The following is a 24,416-nucleotide window of genomic DNA, read 5'->3' as shown; positions in this document are numbered from 1 at the left end:
GGATTCTCTTTAGAAAAGGGGGTGTCATCTGTTGGAAGAAAGTATCAATCCAACTATCAATGTCGGTCCTGTGACCTTTGATTTGACCCTGCTGGCCATGACTCTGCTGACGGTGTTTGTAACTTTTGGACTTGTTTATTGGGCAAGTCGAAAGATGACGATTAAGCCGTCAAGAAAGCAGAATGCTTTGGAATATATCTATGATTTTGTCATTGATTTTACCAAGGGAAACGTTGGCGAGCATTATATGAAGAATTACTCGCTTTTTCTATTCTCCCTCTTTCTTTTCGTGGCTGTGGCGAATAACTTGGGATTGATGGCTAAGGTTCAGACAACCAATGGTTTCAATCTCTGGACATCGCCGACAGCCAATCTCGCTTTTGACCTAGCCTTCTCTCTTTTAGTGACGATTTTCTGTCATGTGGAAGGAGTCCGACGTCAAGGGATAAAAGGATATCTAAAAGGTTTTGTGACTCCAGGTATCATGACACCCATGAATATCTTGGAAGAATTTACCAATTTTGCTTCGCTAGCCTTGCGGATTTATGGGAATATTTTTGCAGGTGAAGTATTGGCTGGTTTGCTCTTGACTTGGGCACATCAAGCAGCGTATTGGTATCCAATTGCCTTTATTATGAACATGGTTTGGACTGGTTTTTCCATCTTCATTTCCTGTATCCAAGCCTATGTTTTTACCATGCTAACATCTATGTATCTTGGTAAAAAGATTAATGGTGAGGTAGAATAAAAAGAAAGGATAGATAAGATGAACATAACCGTAGGTGAAATTATTGGCAACTTTATCTTGATTGCCGGCTCCTTTCTTCTTTTAGTATTTCTCATTAAGAAGTTTGCCTGGGGCAATATTATTGGGATTTTAGATCAGCGTGCTCAAAAGATTTCAGATGATATTGATGGTGCAGAAGCTGCTCGTAAGAAGGCAGAAGACTTGGCGCAAAAGCGCGAGGAAGCTCTGGCAGGAAGTCGTGCGGAAGCAGTTGCTATTGTTGAGACAGCTAAGGAGACAGCTGAGAAGAACAAGGCTGGAATCCTAGCTAATGCAGCAGAAGAAGCAGGACGTCTGAAGGTTAAAGCGAATCAGGAAATTGCCCAAAACAAGGCAGAGGCTATGAGTAGCATCAAAGGAGAAGTGGCTGACTTGACAGTGACTTTGGCTAGTAAGATTTTGAGCCAGGAGCTGGATAAGGAAGCTCAAAGCGAGCTCATTGACCGCTATATCAAACAGTTAGGAGATGCCTGATGGATAAGAAGCAATATGCAATCATTGAGAAATATGCTTTGCCTTTTGTTCAGACGGTCTTTGAAAAAGGTCAGCAAGAAGATGTTTTTGAAAAACTGAGTCAGATTAAGGCTGTTTTCGCGGAGACCGGCCTTGCTGACTTTTTGTCACATATCGGCGTCAGTGACCATGAGAAAGAGAAGAGCCTGCGCCTCTTTCAAAACTCAGGTTCGCAATTGCTTGATAACCTGATTGAAATCATCATTCTCAATCATCGCGAGGACCTCTTTTATGAGATTGTGCTGGAGAGTCAGCACCAGCTTGAAAAGATCAGCAATGAATTTGAGGTGACGCTGCACTCTGTTCAGCCTTTGACAGCCAGTCAAAAGGAGAAGATTCGGCCGATTATTGAGCAGAAGATGGGTCTAAAGGTCCGCTCGCTCAAGGAAGAATTGGACAGCAGCTTGATTGGCGGCTTTGTCATCTCTGCCAATAACAAAACAATTGATGCAAGCATAAAACGTCAATTGCAAGTCGTTAAAGAAAAATTGAAATAGAAAGTGGTGTGAATTTTGGCGATTAACGCACAAGAAATCAGCGCTTTAATTAAGCAACAAATTGAAAATTTCCAGCCAAATTTTGACGTCACAGAAACAGGGGTCGTCACTTATATTGGTGATGGAATTGCGCGTGCTCATGGACTGGATAAGGCTATGAGCGGAGAGCTCTTAATCTTTGAAAATGGCTCTTATGGTATGGCGCAAAATTTAGAGTCAACCGATGTTGGGATTATCATCTTGGGAGACTTTACAGACATTCGTGAGGGAGATACCATTCGCCGGACTGGCAAAATTATGGAAGTTCCTGTGGGAGAGGCCTTGATTGGGCGGGTTGTTGATCCGCTGGGTCGTCCTGTTGATGGACTTGGTGACATTGTCACGGATAAGACACGCCCGGTTGAAACACCAGCTCCGGGTGTCATGCAGCGTAAGTCAGTATCTGAGCCTTTGCAGACAGGTCTCAAGGCAATTGATGCCTTGGTTCCGATTGGCCGTGGGCAACGGGAGCTGATTATTGGGGACCGTCAGACTGGGAAGACGACCATTGCCATTGATGCCATCCTGAACCAGAAAGGTCAGGATATGATTTGTATCTATGTGGCGATTGGTCAGAAGGAATCTACAGTCCGTACACAGGTAGAAACGCTCCGTCAGTATGGTGCTTTGGACTATACGATTGTCGTGACAGCCTCTGCTTCACAGCCGTCGCCTTTGCTTTTCTTGGCGCCTTATGCTGGTGTAGCGATGGCAGAAGAGTTTATGTACAATGGCAAGCATGTTTTGATTGTCTATGATGACTTGTCCAAGCAGGCTGTGGCTTATCGTGAATTGTCCCTCCTGCTCCGTCGTCCGCCAGGCCGTGAGGCCTTTCCTGGAGATGTTTTCTATCTTCATAGCCGTCTCTTGGAGCGTTCAGCCAAGGTTTCTGATGAGTTGGGCGGTGGTTCGATTACAGCTCTGCCATTTATTGAAACGCAGGCAGGAGACATTTCGGCCTATATCGCGACCAATGTGATTTCAATCACTGACGGACAAATTTTCCTCAGCGACAGCTTGTTCAATGCTGGGGTACGTCCGGCCATTGATGCAGGTTCTTCTGTATCACGGGTTGGGGGCTCTGCCCAAATCAAGGCTATGAAGAAAGTAGCTGGAACCTTGCGTATCGACCTGGCTTCTTATCGGGAGCTTGAGGCCTTCACTAAGTTTGGTAGTGATTTGGATGCGGCAACGCAGGCCAAGCTCAATCGTGGCCGCAGGACTGTTGAAGTCTTGAAACAGCCGATTCATGAGCCGCTACCAGTTGAAAAGCAGGTAGTGATTCTCTATGCTTTGACCCATGGTTTCTTAGACAGTGTGCCAGTAGACGATATTCTGCGCTTTGAGTCAGAATTATTCGCCTACTTTGATGCACATCAAGAAAGCATTTATGAAACCATTCGGACAACGAAAGACCTTCCAAGTGAGGAAGTCTTGGATGCTGCCATTACTGAGTTTATTGATCAGTCTAGCTTCAAATAAGAATCGAGGTGTCAGATGGCAGTTTCATTAAATGATATTAAAAATAAAATTGCATCCACGAAAAACACCAGTCAAATCACCAATGCCATGCAGATGGTTTCTGCTGCAAAGCTGGGAAAATCTGAGGAAGCAGCTAAGAACTTTCAGGTCTATGCCCAGAAAGTGCGTAAGTTAGTTACGGATATGCTGCATGGCCACGAGGCAGAAAATGCCCGTCATCACTCAATGTTAATCAGTCGGCCAGTCAAGAAATCAGCCTATATTGTCATTACTTCTGACCGCGGGTTGGTTGGCGGCTACAATGCGACCATTCTCAAGGCTTTGATGGAGCTGAAAGCTGAGTACCATCCGACTGGAGAGGACTTTGAAGTCATCTGTATCGGAAGTGTCGGTGCTGATTTCTTCCGAGCTCGGGGCATTCAGCCGGTTTATGAACTGCGTGGTCTAGCAGATCAGCCTAGCTTTGATGAGGTTCGTAAAATCATTAGCAAGACCATTGAAATGTATCAGAATGAGCTCTTTGATGAGCTCTATGTCTGCTATAACCACCATGTCAACAGTCTGACCAGTCAGATGCGGGTGGAGCAGATGCTGCCAATCATTGACTTGGACCCCAATGAAGCTGATGAAGATTATACTCTGAATCTGGAACTGGAATCCAGTCGGGATTCTATCTTGGATCAACTGTTGCCCCAGTTTGCAGAGAGCATGATTTACGGTGCCATTATTGATGCCAAAACAGCTGAGAATGCTGCCGGTATGACTGCTATGCAGACAGCGACAGACAATGCTAAAAAGGTCATCAGTGATTTGACTATTCAGTACAACCGCGCTCGGCAGGCTGCCATTACGCAGGAAATTACTGAAATCGTGGCGGGTGCAAGTGCCCTGGAATAAGGCCACAAATGAATTAGAAATTAAACGAGGGAAAAAACATGAGCTCAGGCAAAATTGCTCAGGTTATCGGGCCGGTCGTAGACGTTGCGTTTGCTGCCGGAGACAAACTACCTGAGATAAATAATGCACTTGTAGTCTATAAAAATGATGAGAAAAAATCAAAAATCGTCCTTGAAGTAGCTCTTGAGCTTGGTGACGGTGTAGTGCGGACCATTGCCATGGAGTCGACCGATGGTTTGACGCGTGGTTTGGAGGTCTTGGATACTGGTCGTCCGATTTCTGTGCCGGTCGGCAAGGAAACTCTTGGCCGGGTGTTCAATGTCCTAGGAGACACTATTGACTTGGATGCGCCTTTTGCAGAGGATGCAGAGCGCCAGCCGATTCATAAGAAGGCACCGACCTTTGATGAACTATCGACTTCATCAGAAATCCTGGAAACAGGGATCAAGGTTATCGACCTGCTAGCTCCTTATCTGAAAGGTGGGAAAGTCGGTCTCTTTGGTGGTGCCGGAGTTGGGAAGACAGTCCTGATTCAGGAATTGATTCATAACATTGCCCAAGAGCACGGTGGGATTTCTGTCTTCACAGGTGTTGGTGAACGGACGCGTGAAGGGAACGATCTCTACTGGGAAATGAAAGAATCTGGCGTTATCGAAAAGACGGCTATGGTCTTCGGTCAGATGAATGAACCGCCAGGAGCTCGGATGCGGGTTGCTCTTACCGGACTGACCATCGCGGAATATTTCCGTGATGTGGAAGGTCAGGACGTGCTGCTCTTTATTGACAACATCTTCCGCTTTACGCAGGCTGGTTCGGAAGTATCGGCCCTCTTGGGCCGTATGCCTTCTGCCGTTGGTTACCAGCCAACACTTGCGACAGAAATGGGGCAACTTCAAGAGCGGATTACCTCAACCAAGAAAGGTTCCGTTACTTCAATCCAGGCCATCTACGTGCCAGCGGATGACTATACTGACCCAGCGCCAGCGACAGCTTTTGCTCACTTGGACTCTACGACCAACCTAGAACGGAAATTGGTTCAGCTGGGGATTTATCCAGCCGTGGATCCATTGGCTTCCAGCTCGCGTGCCCTTTCTCCTGAGATTGTCGGAGAAGAGCACTATGCAGTGGCTGCAGAGGTTAAGAGGGTTCTGCAACGTTATCATGAATTGCAGGATATCATTGCTATCCTTGGTATGGATGAGTTGTCAGATGATGAGAAGACTTTGGTTGCACGTGCGCGACGGATTCAGTTCTTCCTATCACAGAACTTCAATGTGGCAGAGCAGTTTACCGGCCAGCCAGGTTCTTATGTACCAGTAGCTGAAACGGTTCGTGGCTTCAAGGAAATCCTTGATGGCAAGCACGATAAGCTGCCAGAAGATGCCTTCCGTGGTGTAGGCTCCATCGAGGATGTATTGGCCAAGGCTGAGAAAATGGGATTCTAAGAGGTGAATGATGGCTCAAATGACAGTACAAATCGTGACACCGGATGGTCTTATTTATGATCACCATGCTGCATTTGTTTCCGTAAAGACCATTGATGGTGAGCTGGGGATTCTGCCCCGCCATATCAATACCATCGCTGTTTTAGAAGTGGATCAGGTTAAGGTGCGCCGGGTTGATGATGACAAGCATATCGACTGGATTGCGGTCAACGGCGGAATCATTGAAATTGCAGACAATGTCATTACCATTGTGGCGGACTCAGCTGAGCGTGCGCGTGATATCGACATTAGTCGGGCTGAGCGGGCTAAGCGTCGGGCTGAGCAAGAAATCGAAGAAGCCCATGATAAGCACTTGATTGACCAAGAACGCCGGGCTAAGATTGCCCTGCAGCGGGCAATCAACCGAATCAATGTTGGAACAAGAATCTAAGAAGCTATTCTTGCCTGGATTGATGGAAGTCATCTTTCATCTGACGAGACTTGGTTTCATGAATACAAACTGAATACGCAAAACTGAGGCAGGAATGTCTCAGTTTTCTTTTCCAAAGAAAGAGGGCAGGACTGTTTAGTTCGTCTCTGACTGGAGTCTTGTGGTATAATAAAAGTTATGGTAGAAGTTATTTTTAAATTATGCAGTCATTTGCTCTTTATTTTCTTTGCTTTTCATCTGCTGTCAACGGTTGTTGAGTGGGAGAGATTTTTCAAGGTTAATGCCGATAATGCGATGAAGATTCGCTTTTTGATTCTCTTGTTTAGCATTGCCTTGGGCTATTTAGTCAGCCTTTTCTTCATTGGTATTTACGATATGAGCCGGGCGATTTTTAACGGTACTTTATAAGGTCATATTTTTGATTTTATGGTATGATAGTATGGATGATTTTAAAAATTTAGAGTAAGGAATCGGTATGGAAAAAATTATTATTCAAGGTGGAGATAATCGCTTGGTCGGAAAGGTCAAGATTGAAGGAGCAAAAAATGCGGTGCTGCCTCTTTTAGCAGCGACAGTATTGGCCAGCGAGGGCCAGTCTGTTTTGAAAAATGTTCCGGTCTTGTCTGATGTCTTTACCATGAACAATGTGGTCCGCGGTTTAAACACTCAGGTGGATTTTAATCAGGAAGAAAATACAGTTGTTGTGGACGCCACTCAACCTCTGTCAGAGGAGGCGCCATATAAATACGTCAGCAAAATGCGGGCGTCTATCGTTGTTTTGGGGCCAGTTCTGGCTCGTAATGGTCATGCTAAGGTTTCCATGCCAGGCGGCTGTACGATCGGCAGTCGGCCTATTGACTTGCACTTGAAGGGCTTAGAAGCCATGGGAGCTCAGATTACCCAGACAGCGGGTTATATCGAAGCGAAGGCAGATCGGCTCAAGGGGCCTACATTTACATGGACTTTCCCAGTGTGGGAGCAACGCAAAACATCATGATGGCTGCAACGCTGGCTCAAGGCACAACAGTGATTGAAAATGCTGCTCGGGAGCCTGAAATTGTTGACCTAGCTCTCTTTTTAAATAAAATGGGAGCCAAGGTCAGAGGGGCAGGTACCGAAACTTTGACCATTGTTGGAGTGGATCAGCTGCGCGGGGCCAAGCATAATGTGGTTCAAGATCGTATCGAAGCAGGAACTTTTATGGTTGCTGCAGCTATGACCAGCGGTGATTTGCTGATTGAGGATGCCATTTGGGAGCACAACCGTCCCCTGCTTTCCAAAATGCAGGAAATGGGAGTGGAAGTGACAGAGGAAGATGAAGGGATTCGGATTCGTTCCGATGTTTCGAAGCTGAGACCCGTTTCGGTCAAGACTCTTCCTTATCCGGGCTTCCCTACCGACATGCAGGCTCAGTTTACGGCGCTGATGGCTATGGCCAAGGGCGAGTCTACGATGATTGAGACTGTCTTTGAGAATCGCTTCCAGCATCTGGAGGAAATGCGTCGGATGGGGCTGCACTCTGATATCATGCGTGACACAGCTCGCATCTGGGGTGGTGGCAGTCTTCAGGGAGCTGAAGTCATGTCAACAGACCTTCGGGCCAGTGCGACTTTGATTTTGATGGGCTTGATTGCTGAAGGCGAGACTAAGGTCAGCAAGCTGGTACACTTAGACCGAGGCTACTATAAATTCCATGAGAAATTGGCAGCCTTGGGAGCCAAAGTGAAGCGTGTAAAGGAAGAAGACGATGAGTGAAAATCTTAAATATTTAGGCCGGCAGATTGGCCTTGTTTTACTGGTTCTTTTGGTAGCTGTGATTCTCTTTTTCGTGGCTTTGATGATTGGTTATAATGTTATCGGAAACGGTAAGGGCTCTATCTGGTCACCAGAAACCTGGCAAGAATTAATCGGGAAGTTTACTGGAAACTAGCTCCTAGTTGAAAAGACTGGCTGAAATGAATCCAGTTTGCTAAGTTGAAAGAAAGAAGATGAAAAGAAAGACTAGTCAGAAAAGGAATTCTAAGAGGCTGCAAGGCTGGGCTGGGCTGACTCTGGCCTTGATTTTAGCTCTGGCTGGCTATTTCTGGGGACAGGATGGTCAGCAGCCACTTCAGAGTCCAAATTCAGAAATCAGGGTTGGGCAAGTCCAAGATCAGGGCACTCCTAGTCGGGAACTGGCTGAGAGCGTTCTGACGGATGCTGTCCGAGCTCAGCTCAAAGGCAGCATTGAATGGAACGGAGCTGGTGCCTTTATCGTGAATGGGAATAAGACGGACTTGGATGCGGGGATTTCTAGTAAACCCTATGCTGACAATAAGACCAAGCTTGTACAAGGGCAAACCCTTCCGACAGTGGCGAATGCCTTTTTATCCAAGTCTACCCGCCAGTACAAAAAACGGGAAGAAACTGGAAATGCCAACACCTCATGGGTACCGGCAGGCTGGCATCAACTCAAGAACCTCCCTGGTGAGTACAATCATGCTGTGGACCGAGGACATCTCTTGGCCTATTCGCTGATCGGTGGTTTGAAGGGCTTTGATGCCTCTACCAGCAATCCTGCCAATATCGCCGTGCAGACGGCTTGGTCCAACCAAGCCAATGAAACGGATTCGACAGGGCAGAATTACTATGAGACAAAGATCCGGAAGGCTTTGGATAAGAACAAGCGGGTGCGCTACCGGGTAACCTTGATTTATGCCACGGAGACAGATTTAGTGCCGGTTGGGTCACATTTAGAGGCCAAGTCCAGCGATGGCAGTCTGGAATTTAATGTCTTTATCCCGAATGTGCAAAAAGGGATTCGCCTGGACTATAATAGTGGCAGGGTCAGTCTGGACACGGGTTCTTAATTTTATACTCAAAAATGGATTTGCAAAGAGTATTCAATAGTATGAAAAGAAATGGTTGCAGATTTGTAGTCATTTTCTTTTATACTAATAGATAAGAAGAAGACGGACTTTTCAGTCTTCTTTAAGAAAGCGGTGGTAAAATCAACGTTCTCTTACAATCTAGTAAAGGAGGTTGCGATGGGACTTATTTTTAAAAGCATCCGGTTCCTCATGCGTCTGATTTGGCGCGTGGTTTGGGGACTTGCCTGGTCCTTTGTCCTGAGCTTTATGGTTATTGTCGGAATTTTCTATTTTACCACTTCGACAGAACCGGGTACAGAGGGACTGACGCAGGCTGTTCAGACTGCTGTTGGCAGAGTGGATCAATTTTTAAATCACCAAGGCATTTCCACGGGGCTTCACAGCAGTGAGGAGACGCAAACAGATCAGCTGACAGATGAGCATGCAACAACAGGGGCTCGTTGGGATCAGCCAAGCGCCACGATTTATATCGATACAAATAATGAAACCTTCCGTTCAGCCTATAGGGAGGCCATTGATTCTTGGAATCAAACAGGTGCCTTCACCTTTCAAATCATCAATGATAAAGACAAGGCGGACATTGTTGCGACGGAGATGAACGATGGCAACATCAGTGCAGCTGGTGAAGCTGAGTCGCAGACCAATCTCCTAACCAAGCGGTTTACCCATGTCACGGTTCGCCTTAATAGTTACTACCTGCTGGACAGTCGCTATGCCTATTCTCATGAGCGGATTGTCAATACAGCAGCGCACGAATTGGGCCATGCTATCGGATTAGACCATAATGAGGAGGAATCAGTGATGCAGTCAGCAGGCTCATTTTACAGTATCCAGCCGACAGATATCCAGGCTGTAAAAGACTTGTATCAATCGTAAGCCTATGTTAAAATCTATTTTTTACTTGATTCGACACTTTCCAGAGCAAGTTTTTCTCTTTGTTTTTAACTCAGGAATCTTTGTCTGGCTATGGAAAAGCGGCAATGAGATTGCCAACCAGCTAGGAGTGACAGCGGCTTGGGAAAATCATGTTCCGGCGCCCATTCAGGTCTTTTTCGGCCAGAATATTGAAGCAGTTCAGGGATTTTTTCACAATTCCGCCTTTATGTGGCTAGTCGGGTCTATGATTATCCTTCTGGTTATTCGTCTGATTAAGGGAATGATTAAATTTGTTGTCTTTGCGGTTCTGATTCTGCTGGGAATTTATCTGATTTTGCAGAATCAATCTATTCTCAATAGTTTTATGTAGAGGCTGGGACAAAAGTCCTAGCCTCTCAATTGTCTTTGGATTGTCGAGCAAGACGCAGTGGTTGAGTGGGCTCTACTACGCTGATTTCATCAGCTTTTACAGCCCTACTCAACTGTGCGGAGGTGGGACGACGAAATCGAATTCTAACGAATTACCGATTTCTGTCCCACTCTCTTTTTCTTTTGGGGAGCTGAGTTCGCTTTCTCTTGAATTCTGATAGCTGTGCTTCTGGAAATCTGCTATAATGGTCTTATGATTATTTTACAAGCAAGCAAGATCGAGCGCTCTTTTGCAGGGGAGCTTCTTTTTGACAATATTAACCTGCAAGTGAATGAGGGAGACCGGATTGCTCTCGTCGGTAAAAATGGAGCTGGGAAATCAACCCTGCTCAAGATTTTGGTGGGCGAGGAAGAGTCTACTTCTGGTCAGATCAATAAAAAACGAGATCTTTCCCTGTCCTATCTGGCACAGGACAGCCGCTTTGAGTCGGAGAATACTATCTACGACGAGATGCTGCAGGTCTTTGATAGTCTGCGTCAGCAAGAGAAGCGCTTGCGACAGATGGAGCTGCAAATGGGAGAATTGTCTGGGGAAGACCTGACGGCTATCATGACTCAGTACGATCAGCTGTCAGAGAACTTTCGCCAGAAGGGTGGTTTTACCTACGAGGCCGATATTCGAGCGATTTTGAATGGTTTCAAGTTTGACCAGTCCATGTGGCAGATGAAGATTTCTGAGCTTTCAGGCGGGCAGAATACTCGTCTTGCTTTGGCTAGGATGCTTTTGGAAAAGCCAGAATTGCTGGTCCTGGATGAGCCGACCAACCATTTGGATATCGAGACCATTGCCTGGCTGGAGACTTACTTGATTAACTACAGCGGTGCCCTGATTATCGTCAGCCACGACCGCTATTTCCTAGACAAGGTTGCGACCATCACGCTGGATTTGACCAAGCATTCCTTGGACCGCTATGTGGGCAATTACACAAGCTTTGTGGTCCAAAAGGAGCAGAAGCTGGCCACTGAAGCCAAGAACTATGAAAAGCAGCAGAAAGAAATTGCTGCGCTGGAGGACTTTGTCAATCGTAATCTAGTTCGGGCCTCCACTACCAAGCGGGCTCAGTCTCGCCGAAAGCAGCTGGAAAAGATGGCGCGTTTGGACAGACCAGAGACCGGCAGTCGATCGGCTAATATGACCTTCAAAGCCGATAAGGTTTCAGGCAATGTTGTGCTGACCTTGGAAGATGCAGCTATTGGCTTCGGACAGGAAGTCCTGTCGGAGCCGATTAACCTAGATATTCGCAAGTTTAATGCGGTAGCTATTGTCGGACCAAATGGGATTGGAAAGACGACCTTGATTAAATCACTAATCGGGCAAGTGCCCTTCATCAGAGGCAAGGAGCAGCTGGGAGCTAACGTGGAAGTGGGCTACTATGACCAGACCCAGAGCAAACTGACTGCCAGCAATACAGTACTTGACGAGCTATGGAATGACTTCAAGATGACGCCAGAGGTCGAAATTCGCAATCGCTTAGGCGCTTTCCTCTTCTCGGGAGACGATGTCAAGAAGTCTGTTGGCATGCTGTCGGGAGGAGAGCGGGCGCGGCTGCTTCTAGCCAAGCTGTCTATGGAAAACAACAACTTCCTCATCCTAGACGAGCCGACCAACCACCTGGATATTGACAGCAAGGAAGTCCTGGAAAATGCCCTGATTGACTTTGACGGCACTCTGCTCTTTGTCAGCCATGACCGTTACTTTATCAATCGCGTGGCCACCCAGATCATCGAGCTATCTGAGACAGGCTCCACCCTGTATCTGGGTGATTATGACTACTATCTAGAGAAAAAGGCAGAGCAGGAAGCCTTGCGAGAGGAGACGGAGCAGGCCAGTCCTGACAAGCCAGCACCTGCCAATGACTATCAGCTTCAAAAGGAAACCAGAAAGAACAGCGCCGACTTGCCCGTCGCCTAGAACAACTGGAAGCGCAAATTGAGGACTTGGATAGCCAGATTAGTCAGCTTCAGGAAGCCATGCAGGCAACCAATGACGCTGGCGCACTCATGGAGAGCCAGCAGCAAATCGACCAGCTGACCGCTGTCCAAGAAAAAGCCATGCTAGAATGGGAAGAACTGGCGGAGAAGGTGTAGGATACTGCCCTCAGCTCAAAAGATTTCGTCTTACATACGGAAACATTCCTTTCAAAGCCAAAACAACCCGTCCGATTTTCGGAAAATCTCTTTCAGAGCTGAATTGCCTTGTCCGATTTTCGGACGAGCTCTTTCAAGAGTGAAAGCCGAACTTTATTTTTTCTGCCGAGAAGTTTCAGGCTTGAATCTTCTTATCAGAAAATCATTCCCGAACATTCAGGCAAAACAGCCAAGTTTGAGCTGAAATATTTGAAAAGTTAGCTGTCTGTTCACCAGCTTAGTAGAAGGAGTTGCCCATGTCATCAGAAAACGATTGGTTATGCGGCAGATCAAAGGAGCGGCCAATATGATTGGTTCGGCCCTGCATCTGCAGGTTCAGGACTTGGACCTGGGCCAGTTTGAGGACGAGGAGGGCCGGCAGGTCGATGGCGTCCGCTATTTTCAGGAATTGCTGGAAAGCGAGCGCTTTGCGGAGGCCATTGACTTTGTCCAGGACCAGATGAAACGGCTGCCCTTTCCTCAATATGAGATGTTGGTCGATCATTTCCTGCTCTATCTGGCCCGCTTGGATGAACCGGTCAAGGAACGTCACGGCTTTGATGAGGCTTATTTGCAGGAGCTAGAAAAACAACTGAAAGAGTTTAAGTGGTGAGCATATGGACAATTTAGGACCTGTTTTTCGGGATTTTCGGCTGAATGGCCACTACTCCCTAAAGGAAGCGGCAGGAGAGGTTTGTTCGACCTCTCAGCTATCGCGTTTTGAGCTGGGCGAGTCGGATATGACCTTATCAAAATTTTTGGACCTGCTGGATAATATTCACGTGACCTTTGAAAATTTTATGGATAAGGCTCGGAATTTCCAGTTGAACGATCATATAGCCATGATGAGCCAGATTATTCCCCTCTATTATTCAAAGGATATTGAGGGATTTCAAAAACTGCAGGCAAAGCAGTTGGAAAAGGCCAAAGAGGACAGCAGTCCGCTTTATTATGAGCTGAATTGGATCCTGCTGCAGGGGTTGATCTGCCAGCGGGATAGCCGTTTTAGCATGGAGCAGGCAGATTTGGACAAGGTGGCTGATTATCTTTTTCAGGTAGAGGACTGGACCATGTATGAGCTGATTCTTTTTGGTAATCTTTACACTTTTTATGAAGTTGACTATGTCTATCGTATGGCAAAAGAAGTGTTGAAAAATAAATGTCTTTTCATGCAAATTGGTAGACAAAGAAATTTAGTGAGGCTTTTACTACTCAATTTTTGGTTACATTGTTTGGAACACGGTGATTTGAATAAGGCTACTTATTTTGAGGATCAAGTTAAAATATTTTTGGAAGATCCAACGGCTATTTATGAAAAGACTATTTTCGTATACATAAAGGGATTTAAACTTTATATAGAAGGGGATAAACAAGTAGGTATAAACAAAATGTGTGATGCTATTCAGGTTTTTGAAGTTGTTGGAGCAGCTCAACAAGTAGAATACTATAAGGAGCATTTTAATAAATTTGTAAGAAGAACTTGAATCCCTTATACGGGAAAAAAAACATTTTTAGAGGAATTATGCTAAAATAATTAAATCTTTTAAATAAAAGGGATTTAACATGAATAAATTTGCTATTGGACTTATTGTGCGCGCAGCAATCAATAAAATCGGTAATATGCTTTATGATTATGGTAACAGTATTTGGATAGCTTCGCTTAGCACTATTGGGCAGACTATTTTAGGGATTTATCAGATATCAGACTTAGTAACTTCTATTGTATTTAACCCTATTGGAGGGGCTATTGTTGATCGCTTTTCGCGTAGGAAAGTCCTGATGGCAACAGATCTTATTTGTACAGTTTTTTGTTTGGGAACTTCCTTTATTTCAAATGATCAATGGATGGTAGGGGCATTGATTGTTGTAAATGTCATTCAAGCAGTAGCTTTTGCTTTTTCAAGACCTGCGAATAAATCCTACATCACAGAAATAGTGGATAAGAAAGACATCGTAGCCTATAATTCCTATCTGGAGTTAATACTGCAGGTTATCAGTGTTTCAGCGCCTGTGCTATCCTTTATTGTAATGCGTTTTACTAATTTAAGAGTAACACTAATGTTAGATGCTCTCAGTTTTTTTCTGTCATTTATTGTAGTTTATTTTCTGCCGAATCATGAACCATCGACTGTTCAGAAAGAAAGACTAACTATGAGGACAGTCTTACATGATATAGTGGATGGTTTTGTTTATATTCGTAAGCAGAAAGAGATTTTTTTTCTATTACTATTAGCCTCGACTGTTAATTTTTTCTTTGCGGCTCTTAATTATCTATTACCTTTTACTGATAAGCTATTTGGACAAAATGGTGCATATGCTACAATTCTTAGCTTGGGAGCTATAGGCTCCATTGTTGGTGCTATAATAGCTACTAGAGTGACTGCTAGTACAGATCGTTTGCTTTTCTCCCTATTGTTAACGGGTTTTGGGGTAGCAGTGATAGGTAACCAATTTTTTTTACCTCTACCTAATTGGATAGCATACTTCGGTAATTTTATTTGTGAGCTTTTTATGACAATATTTAATATTCATTTTTTTAGTCAGGTTCAGACTAAAGTCGCTCAACAATATTTGGGACGAGTTTTTTCTACAATTTATACATTATCTATTCTTCTTATGCCTATTGCTACCTTCTTCATGACTTTATTTCCTAGTATTAATTTTTCTTCATTTCTTTTGATTGGTTTAGGTATTGTGATTATTTCGCTCTTATTTTTCACCTTGTTTCAGCGAATAGAAAGATAACGGTTGGTTTTAGAACAAGTACATTAGTCTGAAACTAAAAGGTTTCAGCTAAGAGAAAAGACAATTTCTTATTTTAATGATTTCGCTGACTTGATAGGAAAATATTTAATGAGATAATACAGAATTGTAGATTAAAATTAATGTCTGTGAAAATAAATGAACTTCCTACAATCAGCAGCAATGTTTGTGAGTTGTATTTTTAGCTAATTTTTAAAGGAGTGCTGTATGTCTATTTTAAAAATGTTTAATGATAATTTTAAAAAAAATCCGTTAAAGGATGTACTAATTTCTAAGAGTCGTCGTTTCACTTTTAAAGATATTAATCTTTTATCAAATTATTTAGCAAAGAGTTTGTTGAATTTAACTGATAAAGAGATTGTACCATTTTATATAGAAGAAGTTATATATGTTTTGCCAATTGTTTTAGGAATAATCAAAGCAGGTAAAATTCCTCTTCCAATAACAAACAGTTTATCTATCAATAAATCATTGGATCGTATTATGGATGTAGATTTTGATACTGTAATATCTGATAAAAATCAAGATTATTATTTGAAAGATGTAGATTTTCTTATATTGCCAGAAAATGATGATGAGTATATTGATGATGATAATTTTACTATTAATTTAGAAAATAAGATATCATATATCATATGTACCTCTGGTACAACTGGTACACCTAAAAAAGTGTTTTTAACCGAAGACAATATTAGTTGGCTATTGAATGAATTTTATAATATTGTAGATTTTACATCAGAATCAAAATTTTTATTCACAACTCCCTATACTTTTGATGTCTCGTTAACGGAAATTTTAGCTCCAGTATTTACTGGTGGGACATTGGTTTGTTTTGAAGCTGATATTAACAGTATTATTAATATCTCGAAAATTTTAAATGATGAGAAAATTTCTCATTTATCATTGTCCCCGTCGTTTGCAGAGACAATTATTGATACTAATGAATCAACTATTTTTGATAATCTTCAAGTCCTCTGTTTAGCCGGAGAAGTGTTTCCTGGTACATTAGCTAATAAATTAAGACCTACTATTTCTAAGGGATGTAGGGTATTTAATTTTTATGGGCCATCAGAAACAACAATATACACTACTTATTATGAATTAAAAAATAAGCAATATAATGTTGTTCCAATTGGGAAACCTATCCCAGGTGCAACGATAAGAGTAGTACCAAATAGAAGTGATTTAAAAAATCAACAAGGTGAATTATGGATTGGTGGTCAGGGAGTAACGGACGGTTATTTATTACAGCCTGATTTGAATTCAAAGAAATTCACAAAAATAAACGGCGAAAGATATTATCATACAGGGGATTATGTGTATTTTCAAGGTGAAAATTTAGTTTTTAGTTCTCGTATAGATAATCAAGTACAGGTGAATGGAATAAGAGTAGAACTGGATGAAATAAAGTCTCTTGTTGATAAAGTAACTTCTGTAGATTCTTCCAGAGTTGTATTTTATAAGAAAAAAATATATATTTTTTATGTGGCACAAAATGAAGAAAAAGATAGAATTTTAAAGAATTTACCTAGCTATCTGAACCCCATTGTAGTTAAGGTTGACAAATTCTATTTAACTCAAAATAGAAAACTAGATGTAACTAAAATGTTAGATAAATATTATTACAATGAGAGATTTTTAGACGAAGATGTGATTAGAAAGTCAATTCTAGAAATTTTATCTCAATTTGGATGTGTAGAGGTTTTGGATTTAGATTCCCTAGAGTCGGTAAAATTCTATTTAGAAATTGAGGATACGTTTAATATTAAGGTGAGAGAATCAGACATATATAAGTTGAAGAGTATAGAAACCACGATAGAATATGTGAAAGATAAAATGAAAGGAAATCCTGACAATAAGCATACTAATAATATCAATTCTGATAATAGAGACTTAGTGAATATTGAATATAATTTATCTGATTCGTATCTTCTAAAGTATGCTGATGGAATAGTAGATGCTACTCCAACCCAATATCGTTTGTACAATAACAAACAATTCCGAACGGTTTATTTTGACATAAGCTTAAAAAGTATTGATTGTGAAGAATTATTGAGGATAAAATCTTTATTAAAAATTTTGAGTGATAAAATTGATATTTTTAGAATGATAATAAAAAAAGTTGATAGTGGAATAGAATTCAGATTGATAGAAAAAGAAAGATACATTCCAAATATCTTTATACTGAATAGATTTCCAAACAATCTTATATTGCAAGAAATATTAGATTCAAAGACATGCATCCCCATTCCAATAATTGCTGTATCAACTTATGATAAAATAGTACGTTTTTATTTTCCTTATCATTCAATTGATTCCTCATCTCTGAACATGCTTGAAAATATTATTTATCAAGCTTATGAACATAAGAATAATATTAGCTCGGTTAAAGAAAGTTCACTGTATAAGTTTGATCAATATAAAAAGAGTTTCCTATATACAGAATTACCATCAGATGTATTAAATAAACTCCCAGCAGTGAAAGATAATCTTAATTTCTCAGTTTTAAAACAGGGATTACAAATTTTTGAATTGCCAGTAAATATGGATGATTCAAAAGATGATGTATATTTATATACAGTCTATGCTCTTTGTAGGTGCATATTATTAGATTATAATATTTTAAGTATATCCGGCGGTTTATCGTATGATTTCAGGCAATTCATAAATTTTGATGCTGAAAGTTTGATAGGAGATATACATAAAAAAATCCCTTTTGAAGTTAAATTGAATGAAAACTATCAAGATTTTAAGTTAAATTTCCAAAACCAATTAAATCTATATGGTCAAGGTATAGATTTTAGTGAGATGGCTTTACGAAGGGGAGATTCGGTAGGACAACTGATAAAAAATCGGATTAACAATTTATCTCTTTCAATAAATTATATTGGTGAGGCTTTGAAAATTGATGACTTGGTAAAACAAATATTGGCTAATAAGTTTGAAAAAAATTTCATAAATATTTTTTCCCATAAAGGAAAAACTTATTCGGTAATTTGTTCAAGCATATTTAAAAATAATAGCTATGAAATAGAAAGAAATAATGAAAAAATAGTTGCAACAGTTTCTAATGAAATTTTGTAAAAAAGGAAGGATGTGGATGTAGATGGGAATTTATCAAACTATCGTTGAAGGATATCAATTAAATAATTTTCAAGAACGAAATAGCTTGAATAGTATTTTAGTTCAGCTTAATGAAAAAAAAGAAAAAGAACTAATTAACAGAAAAAATTTCGTGGGACATTTTACAGCATCGGCATTTGTAGTTTCTAGGAAAAATCATAAAATACTGATGGTACATCATAAAGTGTTGAAAAAATATCTTCAACCTGGAGGACATATTGAGGAAGAAGATTTAAATCCATTGTTGACTGCAAGAAGGGAGTTGTTTGAGGAAACAGGGCTAACATCTGAAGTGTTAGATTATAAGAGGGCAGAACCATTAGATGATATGATACCATTTAATATCTCTATTCATAAAATCCCTGAAAATAAGCATAAAAGAGAGAAAGCTCATTATCATTATGATTTACAATATCTATTTTTTAGTGAAAATGAAATGGAAGTAACAATAGATAAAAATGAATCTAATTTATATGAGTGGGTTGAATGGGAGAGCTTCAAAAATATGCCAGGGTATAAAAATATTGCTAAAAAAATTGAAAATTTAGAATTAAGCTCTCAAGAACGATTTTTATCAAAGATTGTGTCAAAAAATATATTTGCAGATATTTCGTGTGTAGCAATACAACATATTATTCCAAGCAGTATTCCTTTTATAAAAACCTTGAAAAAAATATTTGGTTCAAGGTTGCTAATATGTGCAAAGCCAAATTCAATTAATCAAAAAGTATGGAAAGAACTAGAAGAATCTGATATTAAGTTAAAGGTTGCCTCTCGGAATGATGATTTTGATGAAAAATTTTGCAATATTAGTGGTAAAACAATTTTAATAGATATTGGTGGTTATTTCGCGAATATTTCACAAAAAAATAATCTTCCTATTGTATGTATAGTTGAGGACACAGAGAATGGTATTCAAAAATATAACAAAGTAATTAATGATGTTAAATATCCAGTTTTTTCAGTAGCAAGAAATCCATTGAAAAAGAATGAAGATTATCTAGTAGGGGCGGATATTGTATTTGGAGCAGACTATATACTTCATCAAAAAAACTTATTAATTCAATATATGAAAGTTGCTTGTATTGGATATGGTAGGATAGGTTATGGAATCTGTACAAAATTACGTGAGCTTGGTATAAAACCGATAGTGATTGAGAAAAATAGCATTCGTGCTATTCAAGCTATTAGAGATGGTTGTGATGTATTGCTTGAAAAAGATTTTTCAAATATTGATTTAATATTTTGTGCAACAGGTTCAAAAAGTTTAGATATATTGGATTTCCGAGCTGTAAAAGACGGTAGTTATATTGTATCAGCGACATCTAGTGATGATGAATTTAATTTAAATTATCTTAGTGAAGAATATAAAAAGTTATTGGAAAGCAGTTCTATTACGAAATATGAGAGCGATGATAACTATTTTTATATTTTGAATCAAGGTATACCTACTAATTTTGCAGTAGATTCCGCTCTGGGCAATTATATTTTGCTCATTCATGCCGCTATTTTAGCAACTATTCAAGAGTTTATACAATTTAATAAAAGTATAAATTTGCATCATGTAAATGTACTTAGCGAGAATAGTAATCAGAAAATCGCAGCTGCTTGGTTAAAAGAATTTACTAATTAAATTTTCGCGCCTAATATATAGTATAGAAAAAGCTGAGACAAAAATCGGCTCTTTGTCAACTGTAGTTGGTAGAAAGTTTAAATCCGAGAGAGGACCAAATTGGTTCTCTCTTTTTGTATGTTCAAAGCGAGGAGGATTTTAGTTCTAAAGTTCTTAAAATTGCGAAAGCCGAAGGCCGCTCGTTTGATATCCTTGATGAGCTTGTTGGTAGCCTCGAGCTTGGCGTTGGAATAGTCGAACTGGAGTGCATTTGTGATGTAAGGTTTGAGTTTTAGGAAGCTCTCAAAAACTCTTTTGAAGGTCGAATTGACAAGATTCATGTTGTCTTCGATGATTTCAAAAAATTCTGTAGTACGTTTCTCTTGGAAATGGAAGAGCAAGAGCTGGTAGAGATCGTAGTAATAACGGAGTTCTTCTGAGAATTGAAGTGTCTTGTCCACGATTTCCTTAGGCTTTAGGGTCTGCCTAAAGGTCTTGGAATAAAAGCGATGACGAGACAGTTTTCTGCTTTCTCTCTGAAATAGTCGCCAGTGGTTTTTCAGCGCACGATAAGGCAGAGATTTCTTGTCAAAGGTCTTCATGATAGCGATTCGAGTGGTCATCATGGCTTTGCCAAGATGTTGGACGATGTGAAACCTATCCAACACAATTCTGGCCTTAGGAAATAGTTGCTTGATGATTGGAATGTAAGTGCCAGACATGTCCACGGTCACGACTTTGACCTGTTCTCTGACCTTTCTCGGGTAGCGGTAGAAATAATTTTTGATGGTATTCTGGCGATTGTTTTCGAGGAGGGCGATGATTTTCCTGGTCTCGAAATCCTGTGCAATGAAGGCTAATTTGCCTTTGTTCCTAGAAAATTCATCCCAGGAGATGACCTCGGGAAGTTTGGTGTAATCCTCTTTGAAAGTGAACTGAGCCAGCTTTCTCTGGACGGTTGAGACGGAGATGTGGAGGGTTCTGGCAATATCGGTATTGGCTCGATTTTCGGTCAAGAGCTGGGTGAGCTTCTTCCAGACCAGGTGTGAAATCTGGTGGTTCTTGTCTACGATGGGTGTCTCAGCTACGGTCACCCGATGACAAGATTTACACTGAAATCGCCGCTTCTTGAGACGGAGCAGAGTTGGAAACCCTTGTGCATCCAAGAGTGGGATTTTAGAGGACCTCTGAAAACCGTACTTAATCATCTTACCGCCGCAGTGAGGGCAGGAAGGAGCTGCATAATCCAGTCTAGCCCGAATTTCAAGATGGGTCTGGTGCTGCAAGATGAAGGTAATTTTGATATTTAAGTCTTTCATTCCCAGCAATTCTGTGGTATTCTTGATGTGTTCCATATGAGTCTTTCTAATGAGTTGTTTGCGCTTTTCATTATAGGTCGTATGGGACTTTTTGTATACATTCAAAAAGCCCTATAACCTCTGTGTCGGATTTACCAACTACAGATATTATAGAGCCCAAAAATCTCAGCTTTTCTCTTGGTACAACAGGTGGCCAGATGGCAGGAGGCATTTTCGTCAAAAAGGGTGTTGAAGAAGGTCAGACCAGACTGGGAGATGGGGCTTTGGTCTGGGACGAGAGCAACTTCCCCCAGATACTGGGCTCCGTCATCTTGCGCAATCACTTCTTTGAGCAACTGCCGGCCCTTGTCTGCATGAATCTCGATGATCTGTCCGTCTTTAAAGGTCAGCTTCATGCCTTCAATCATCTGCCCCATGTAGCTGAGGGGCTTGGTGCTGGTCACATAGCCGTCTACACGGCGAAAATCAGGTGCCGAATAGATCTCCTCGGTCGGCATATTGGCGATGCAGTAGTCTCCCTTTTCGGTCGCGCCTCCGACAAAATCCCAGCGGTGATTCTGAGGCATGCTGAGGGTCAGGTCCGTTCCTGGTGCCCGATAATGCAGGGCAGCAAACTAGGCTTGGTTGAGGAGTTGGGCTTTGGTTGTTAATTTCTCCCTGTGGGCAAGCCAGGAGGCTGTTGGATCTTCCTCGTAAACCTTGCATGCCTTGAAAATCTGATCCCAAAGCAGGTCTTTTGCTTCTGTCGCATCCTTGGCCTTGGGAAATACCTTCTCAGCCCAGGCTTGGCCGGCTGCAGCGTCCAGCAGATTTTCTTGGACTGGGCGGCGGCCATCAAATGCTGAGAGCTCTTGGCAGTTGCCTGAACAAATTTTGCCAGTCGATCTGCTGGGATTGAGAGCGTCAGGATTGGAGGACAGGATATGGAGATAGCTGACCTTTTGCTGCAAGAAGTAGTCCATTTCGGCCAGCTTGTAGTTTGGCACACTTTCCAAACGCTCTATCCAAGTGTGCAGGAGCTGCTGGTGCTGGACTGCTTCATCCGTCCATTGGACGATGATTTCCTGGGCGCCCAGGGCATAGGCTTCTTTGACAATCAAGCGGGCCAATTCAGCCTGTTCGACATCAATATTTAGGAGGACGGTTTGGCCCGGCTGGACATTGATGCCATTGGCCACCAAAATCTTGGCGTATCTTGCTAGGTTTTCTTGAAAATTTGTTAGAGCCATTTGTCATTTCCTTTCTTGGAGGGCAGAGCTATTTTTTAAATTTTTTCCATTCATTCTTAGACCACCCACCATTGATAGAGGGACCAGTAGAGGATATTGGCTACGGTAGCCAAGGCGGATAGGCTGGTCATAACGGTCAGAATCTTGCCACTGCGGCTGAGCTGGGACTTGGCCTTGGTCAAAAGTGGATAGATGACACAGCCTGCCAATAGCAGACCCAGTCCCGCAAAAACCATATAGCGCCAAGGTTGCATGATACCAGTCTTGCTGACAGTCATAACAGTAAAGATGAGATAAGAATTGAATCCAACGGCGAGAATAGTAAGCGAGGTCAGATAATTCCAGATTTTTAAATCTACTGGAGCCTTGGCAGGTGTCTTTCTGATCAAACGAATCAGGTCTGCCACTCCGCTGATGACAAGACTGATAAGAGCATAGACCAGCCCGACAAAGAATAAGGCGTACATGGCATAGTCTTTGTAGATCACAATGTCCGCAATCTTGTAGCTATCTCCGTAGGCATTTGTGATAGTCTCTTGGTTATTCGCATGGCTAAGAACTGCATATCCTTGAGTGAGGAGAGGATTGTCTGCGTCTTTAGGGGCGTAGCTGGTGTATAAAAATCCTCTGGTAATGGATATCGGCCCAGTCTCAAAGTAGCGGGCTTTGCGGTAAAAGCCAGGCTGAAAATTTTTAAAGGCTGTTTTGTCAGTCTTTTTCTTGTCTCCGAAAATCAGCTGGGGCATCTCGCTATTATAGATTTGCTCTTGGGATTGATTGGTCATGACGGCATAACCAATGCCGTTTTTCAAGTCAAGCAGGATATTGGAGGAGAAGGCATCGGTATTCCCTCCATGGCCTACAAGGGTCGTGCCGTACTCTTGGACCCAGAAGCCATGCATGTTGAGCGGGATATCCGTGCCAGGATAGGTGGAGCTAGCTGTGTAAAGAGTTGTCCATGTTTCCTTCCGCTTAAATAGCTTGTCCTGACTCAGAAGGGCTTGAGCAAATTTTTGGAAATCTGCCATAGTACCGGCGGCCTGACCTGCTGGATAGATGTCCATGTAGAAGTTGGATGCTCCAAGAGACTGTCCTTCTGCACTGTAGCCTTTGTCTTCCTTCCGCTTTTCGCGCACATAATCATTATATGTAAAGCCTGGTAGGATAGCCGTCTTATTCATGTCCAGTGGCTGGAAAATATGCTTATGGACATAGTCTGAGAAGCTCTGACCGGAAACCTGCTCCACGATATAAGCGGTCAAGGCCATGCTGTAGTTTGAATAGGCGGTCTTTGTGCCAGGTTCAAAGATTTGGGCAGGCTGCTTAGTTGCTAGGAATTCTTCCATGCTGATGTTATGGTAGTTCATGGCCGCACCAGACTCTTCAAAGCCAGCTTGATGATTCATCAGATCCAGCATGGAAATAGGCTTGTCGTAGCGAAGAGTCTTGAGAAAGTCCTTTGGCAGATAGGTTTTTATGTCAGTTTCTAGGTCTATCTTGCCCTCTTCCCAGAGTTGCATGACTGAGATCCAAACAGTCAACTTGGTCACAGAACCCCATTCAAAGACGCTTTTGTCATCCACTTTGATGCCTTCTTCTTTGTCCGTATATCCAAAGTTGGCATGGTAAATCGTACCGTTCTTGTCAAAGACTGCCGTTGTCATACCGGCTGTTGTTTTTTCATGCTCCTTGACAAAGTCTTGGATTTTCTGCCCAATTTGGCTGCGCTCTATGCCTGATGGCAGCTTTTGTGATTCATCAGCTAATGCAGTGACAGGTTGGAAAATTATCAGGCTGAGAATAGCCAGAAGCCATAAAAACATTCGTTTTGTCATCATATTCATACTCCTTTTTGACATGTTTCAGATTTAGCTATTGCAGCAATAGATCAAAAGGCCGAGGACTAGGATGATTAAAATAATTAGGAGTTTTGATTTTTTCATAAAAATTCCTTTCTGTTCTACGTAGATAATAATTG

Annotated in this window: 18 protein-coding genes and 5 pseudogenes; 19 read left to right on the top strand and 4 right to left on the bottom strand. The window is 41.9% G+C overall.

Annotated features, from left to right (window positions below):
* Positions 1 to 31: 31 nt before the first annotated feature.
* The 13 genes and pseudogenes from atpB (at position 32) to FFV08_08135 (ending at position 10,206) form a co-directional block, all read left to right on the top strand.
* On the top strand, positions 32 to 748 hold the full coding sequence (atpB, locus tag FFV08_08195; GenBank protein QLB52579.1) for a F0F1 ATP synthase subunit A: 717 nt from the start codon (positions 32 to 34) through the stop codon (positions 746 to 748).
* A gap of 18 nt (positions 749 to 766) precedes the next feature.
* A complete protein-coding gene (gene atpF / locus FFV08_08190) occupies positions 767 to 1,261 on the top strand; it encodes a F0F1 ATP synthase subunit B (GenBank protein ID QLB52578.1) in 495 nt (164 codons plus the stop codon).
* Complete coding sequence (locus FFV08_08185; protein QLB52577.1) at positions 1,261 to 1,797, top strand: F0F1 ATP synthase subunit delta; 537 nt, start codon at positions 1,261 to 1,263, stop codon at positions 1,795 to 1,797. The genes atpF and FFV08_08185 overlap by 1 nt, the downstream gene beginning before the upstream one ends.
* 15 nt (positions 1,798 to 1,812) lie before the next feature.
* Entirely contained in the window at positions 1,813 to 3,318 is a 1,506-nt protein-coding gene (locus FFV08_08180) for a F0F1 ATP synthase subunit alpha (protein QLB52576.1), read from the top strand.
* A 15-nt stretch (positions 3,319 to 3,333) separates the two neighbouring features.
* Entirely contained in the window at positions 3,334 to 4,215 is an 882-nt protein-coding gene (locus tag FFV08_08175; GenBank protein ID QLB52575.1) for a F0F1 ATP synthase subunit gamma, read from the top strand.
* A 38-nt stretch (positions 4,216 to 4,253) separates the two neighbouring features.
* Complete coding sequence (gene atpD, locus FFV08_08170) at positions 4,254 to 5,660, top strand: F0F1 ATP synthase subunit beta (GenBank protein QLB52574.1); 1,407 nt, start codon at positions 4,254 to 4,256, stop codon at positions 5,658 to 5,660.
* Positions 5,661 to 5,667: 7 nt separating this feature from the next.
* On the top strand, positions 5,668 to 6,090 hold the full coding sequence (locus FFV08_08165; protein QLB52573.1) for a F0F1 ATP synthase subunit epsilon: 423 nt from the start codon (positions 5,668 to 5,670) through the stop codon (positions 6,088 to 6,090).
* A 177-nt stretch (positions 6,091 to 6,267) separates the two neighbouring features.
* Positions 6,268 to 6,498 carry a DUF1146 domain-containing protein gene (locus FFV08_08160; protein ID QLB52572.1) on the top strand — a complete coding sequence of 77 codons (231 nt, stop codon included), beginning with the start codon at positions 6,268 to 6,270 and terminating at the stop codon, positions 6,496 to 6,498.
* 67 nt (positions 6,499 to 6,565) lie between these two features.
* A pseudogene (murA, locus tag FFV08_08155) lies at positions 6,566 to 7,845 on the top strand (UDP-N-acetylglucosamine 1-carboxyvinyltransferase).
* Positions 7,838 to 8,020 (top strand): DNA-directed RNA polymerase subunit beta, encoded by a 183-nt coding sequence (locus FFV08_08150; protein QLB52571.1) that lies wholly within the window; start codon positions 7,838 to 7,840, stop codon positions 8,018 to 8,020. Before murA ends, FFV08_08150 begins: the two are co-directional and overlap by 8 nt.
* Positions 8,021 to 8,078: 58 nt before the next feature.
* Positions 8,079 to 8,939: a DNA/RNA non-specific endonuclease gene (locus FFV08_08145; protein ID QLB52570.1), complete on the top strand. Its 861-nt coding sequence runs from the start codon at positions 8,079 to 8,081 to the stop codon at positions 8,937 to 8,939.
* A gap of 177 nt (positions 8,940 to 9,116) precedes the next feature.
* Entirely contained in the window at positions 9,117 to 9,836 is a 720-nt protein-coding gene (locus tag FFV08_08140; GenBank protein ID QLB52569.1) for a matrixin family metalloprotease, read from the top strand.
* A 4-nt stretch (positions 9,837 to 9,840) separates the two neighbouring features.
* Positions 9,841 to 10,206, top strand: coding sequence for a hypothetical protein (locus FFV08_08135; GenBank protein ID QLB52568.1), 366 nt, complete (start codon positions 9,841 to 9,843; stop codon positions 10,204 to 10,206).
* A gap of 108 nt (positions 10,207 to 10,314) precedes the next feature.
* Here the strand turns inward: FFV08_08135 and FFV08_08130 are convergent.
* Positions 10,315 to 10,386 (bottom strand): annotated as a pseudogene (locus tag FFV08_08130) (NUDIX hydrolase).
* 72 nt (positions 10,387 to 10,458) lie between these two features.
* Between FFV08_08130 and FFV08_08125 the strand changes: the two are divergent.
* The 6 genes and pseudogenes from FFV08_08125 to FFV08_08100 all read left to right on the top strand — a co-directional run bounded on the left by FFV08_08125 (position 10,459) and on the right by FFV08_08100 (position 19,911).
* Positions 10,459 to 12,353: pseudogene (locus FFV08_08125) on the top strand (ABC-F family ATP-binding cassette domain-containing protein).
* Between the two features lie 296 nt (positions 12,354 to 12,649).
* Positions 12,650 to 13,005: pseudogene (locus tag FFV08_08120) on the top strand (hypothetical protein).
* A gap of 4 nt (positions 13,006 to 13,009) precedes the next feature.
* The gene (locus tag FFV08_08115; protein ID QLB52567.1) at positions 13,010 to 13,876 is read left to right on the top strand and encodes a MutR family transcriptional regulator; all 867 of its coding nucleotides are present in this window, start codon (positions 13,010 to 13,012) and stop codon (positions 13,874 to 13,876) included.
* Between the two features lie 79 nt (positions 13,877 to 13,955).
* Positions 13,956 to 15,137, top strand: coding sequence for an MFS transporter (locus tag FFV08_08110; protein ID QLB52566.1), 1,182 nt, complete (start codon positions 13,956 to 13,958; stop codon positions 15,135 to 15,137).
* A gap of 225 nt (positions 15,138 to 15,362) precedes the next feature.
* The gene (locus FFV08_08105) at positions 15,363 to 18,239 is read left to right on the top strand and encodes a peptide synthetase (protein QLB52565.1); all 2,877 of its coding nucleotides are present in this window, start codon (positions 15,363 to 15,365) and stop codon (positions 18,237 to 18,239) included.
* Between the two features lie 22 nt (positions 18,240 to 18,261).
* Positions 18,262 to 19,911, top strand: a complete 1,650-nt coding sequence (locus FFV08_08100; GenBank protein ID QLB52564.1) for an NUDIX domain-containing protein — start codon at positions 18,262 to 18,264, stop codon at positions 19,909 to 19,911.
* Between the two features lie 77 nt (positions 19,912 to 19,988).
* On the opposite strand, the gene FFV08_08095 is transcribed toward FFV08_08100, so the two are convergent.
* The 3 genes and pseudogenes from FFV08_08095 to FFV08_08085 form a co-directional block, all read right to left on the bottom strand.
* On the bottom strand, positions 19,989 to 21,245 hold the full coding sequence (locus tag FFV08_08095; GenBank protein ID QLB53290.1) for an ISL3 family transposase: 1,257 nt from the start codon (positions 21,243 to 21,245) through the stop codon (positions 19,989 to 19,991).
* Positions 21,246 to 21,340: 95 nt separating this feature from the next.
* Positions 21,341 to 22,438, bottom strand: a pseudogene (locus FFV08_08090) (aminopeptidase).
* A 56-nt stretch (positions 22,439 to 22,494) separates the two neighbouring features.
* Positions 22,495 to 24,282 (bottom strand): methicillin resistance protein FmtA, encoded by a 1,788-nt coding sequence (locus FFV08_08085; GenBank protein QLB52563.1) that lies wholly within the window; start codon positions 24,280 to 24,282, stop codon positions 22,495 to 22,497.
* Positions 24,283 to 24,416: the final 134 nt, after the last annotated feature.

The sequence above is a fragment of the Streptococcus sanguinis genome, assembly GCA_013378335.1.
Taxonomy (GTDB): Bacteria; Bacillota; Bacilli; order Lactobacillales; family Streptococcaceae; genus Streptococcus; species Streptococcus sanguinis_I.
This window is presented reverse-complemented; position numbering and strand designations above follow the sequence as displayed.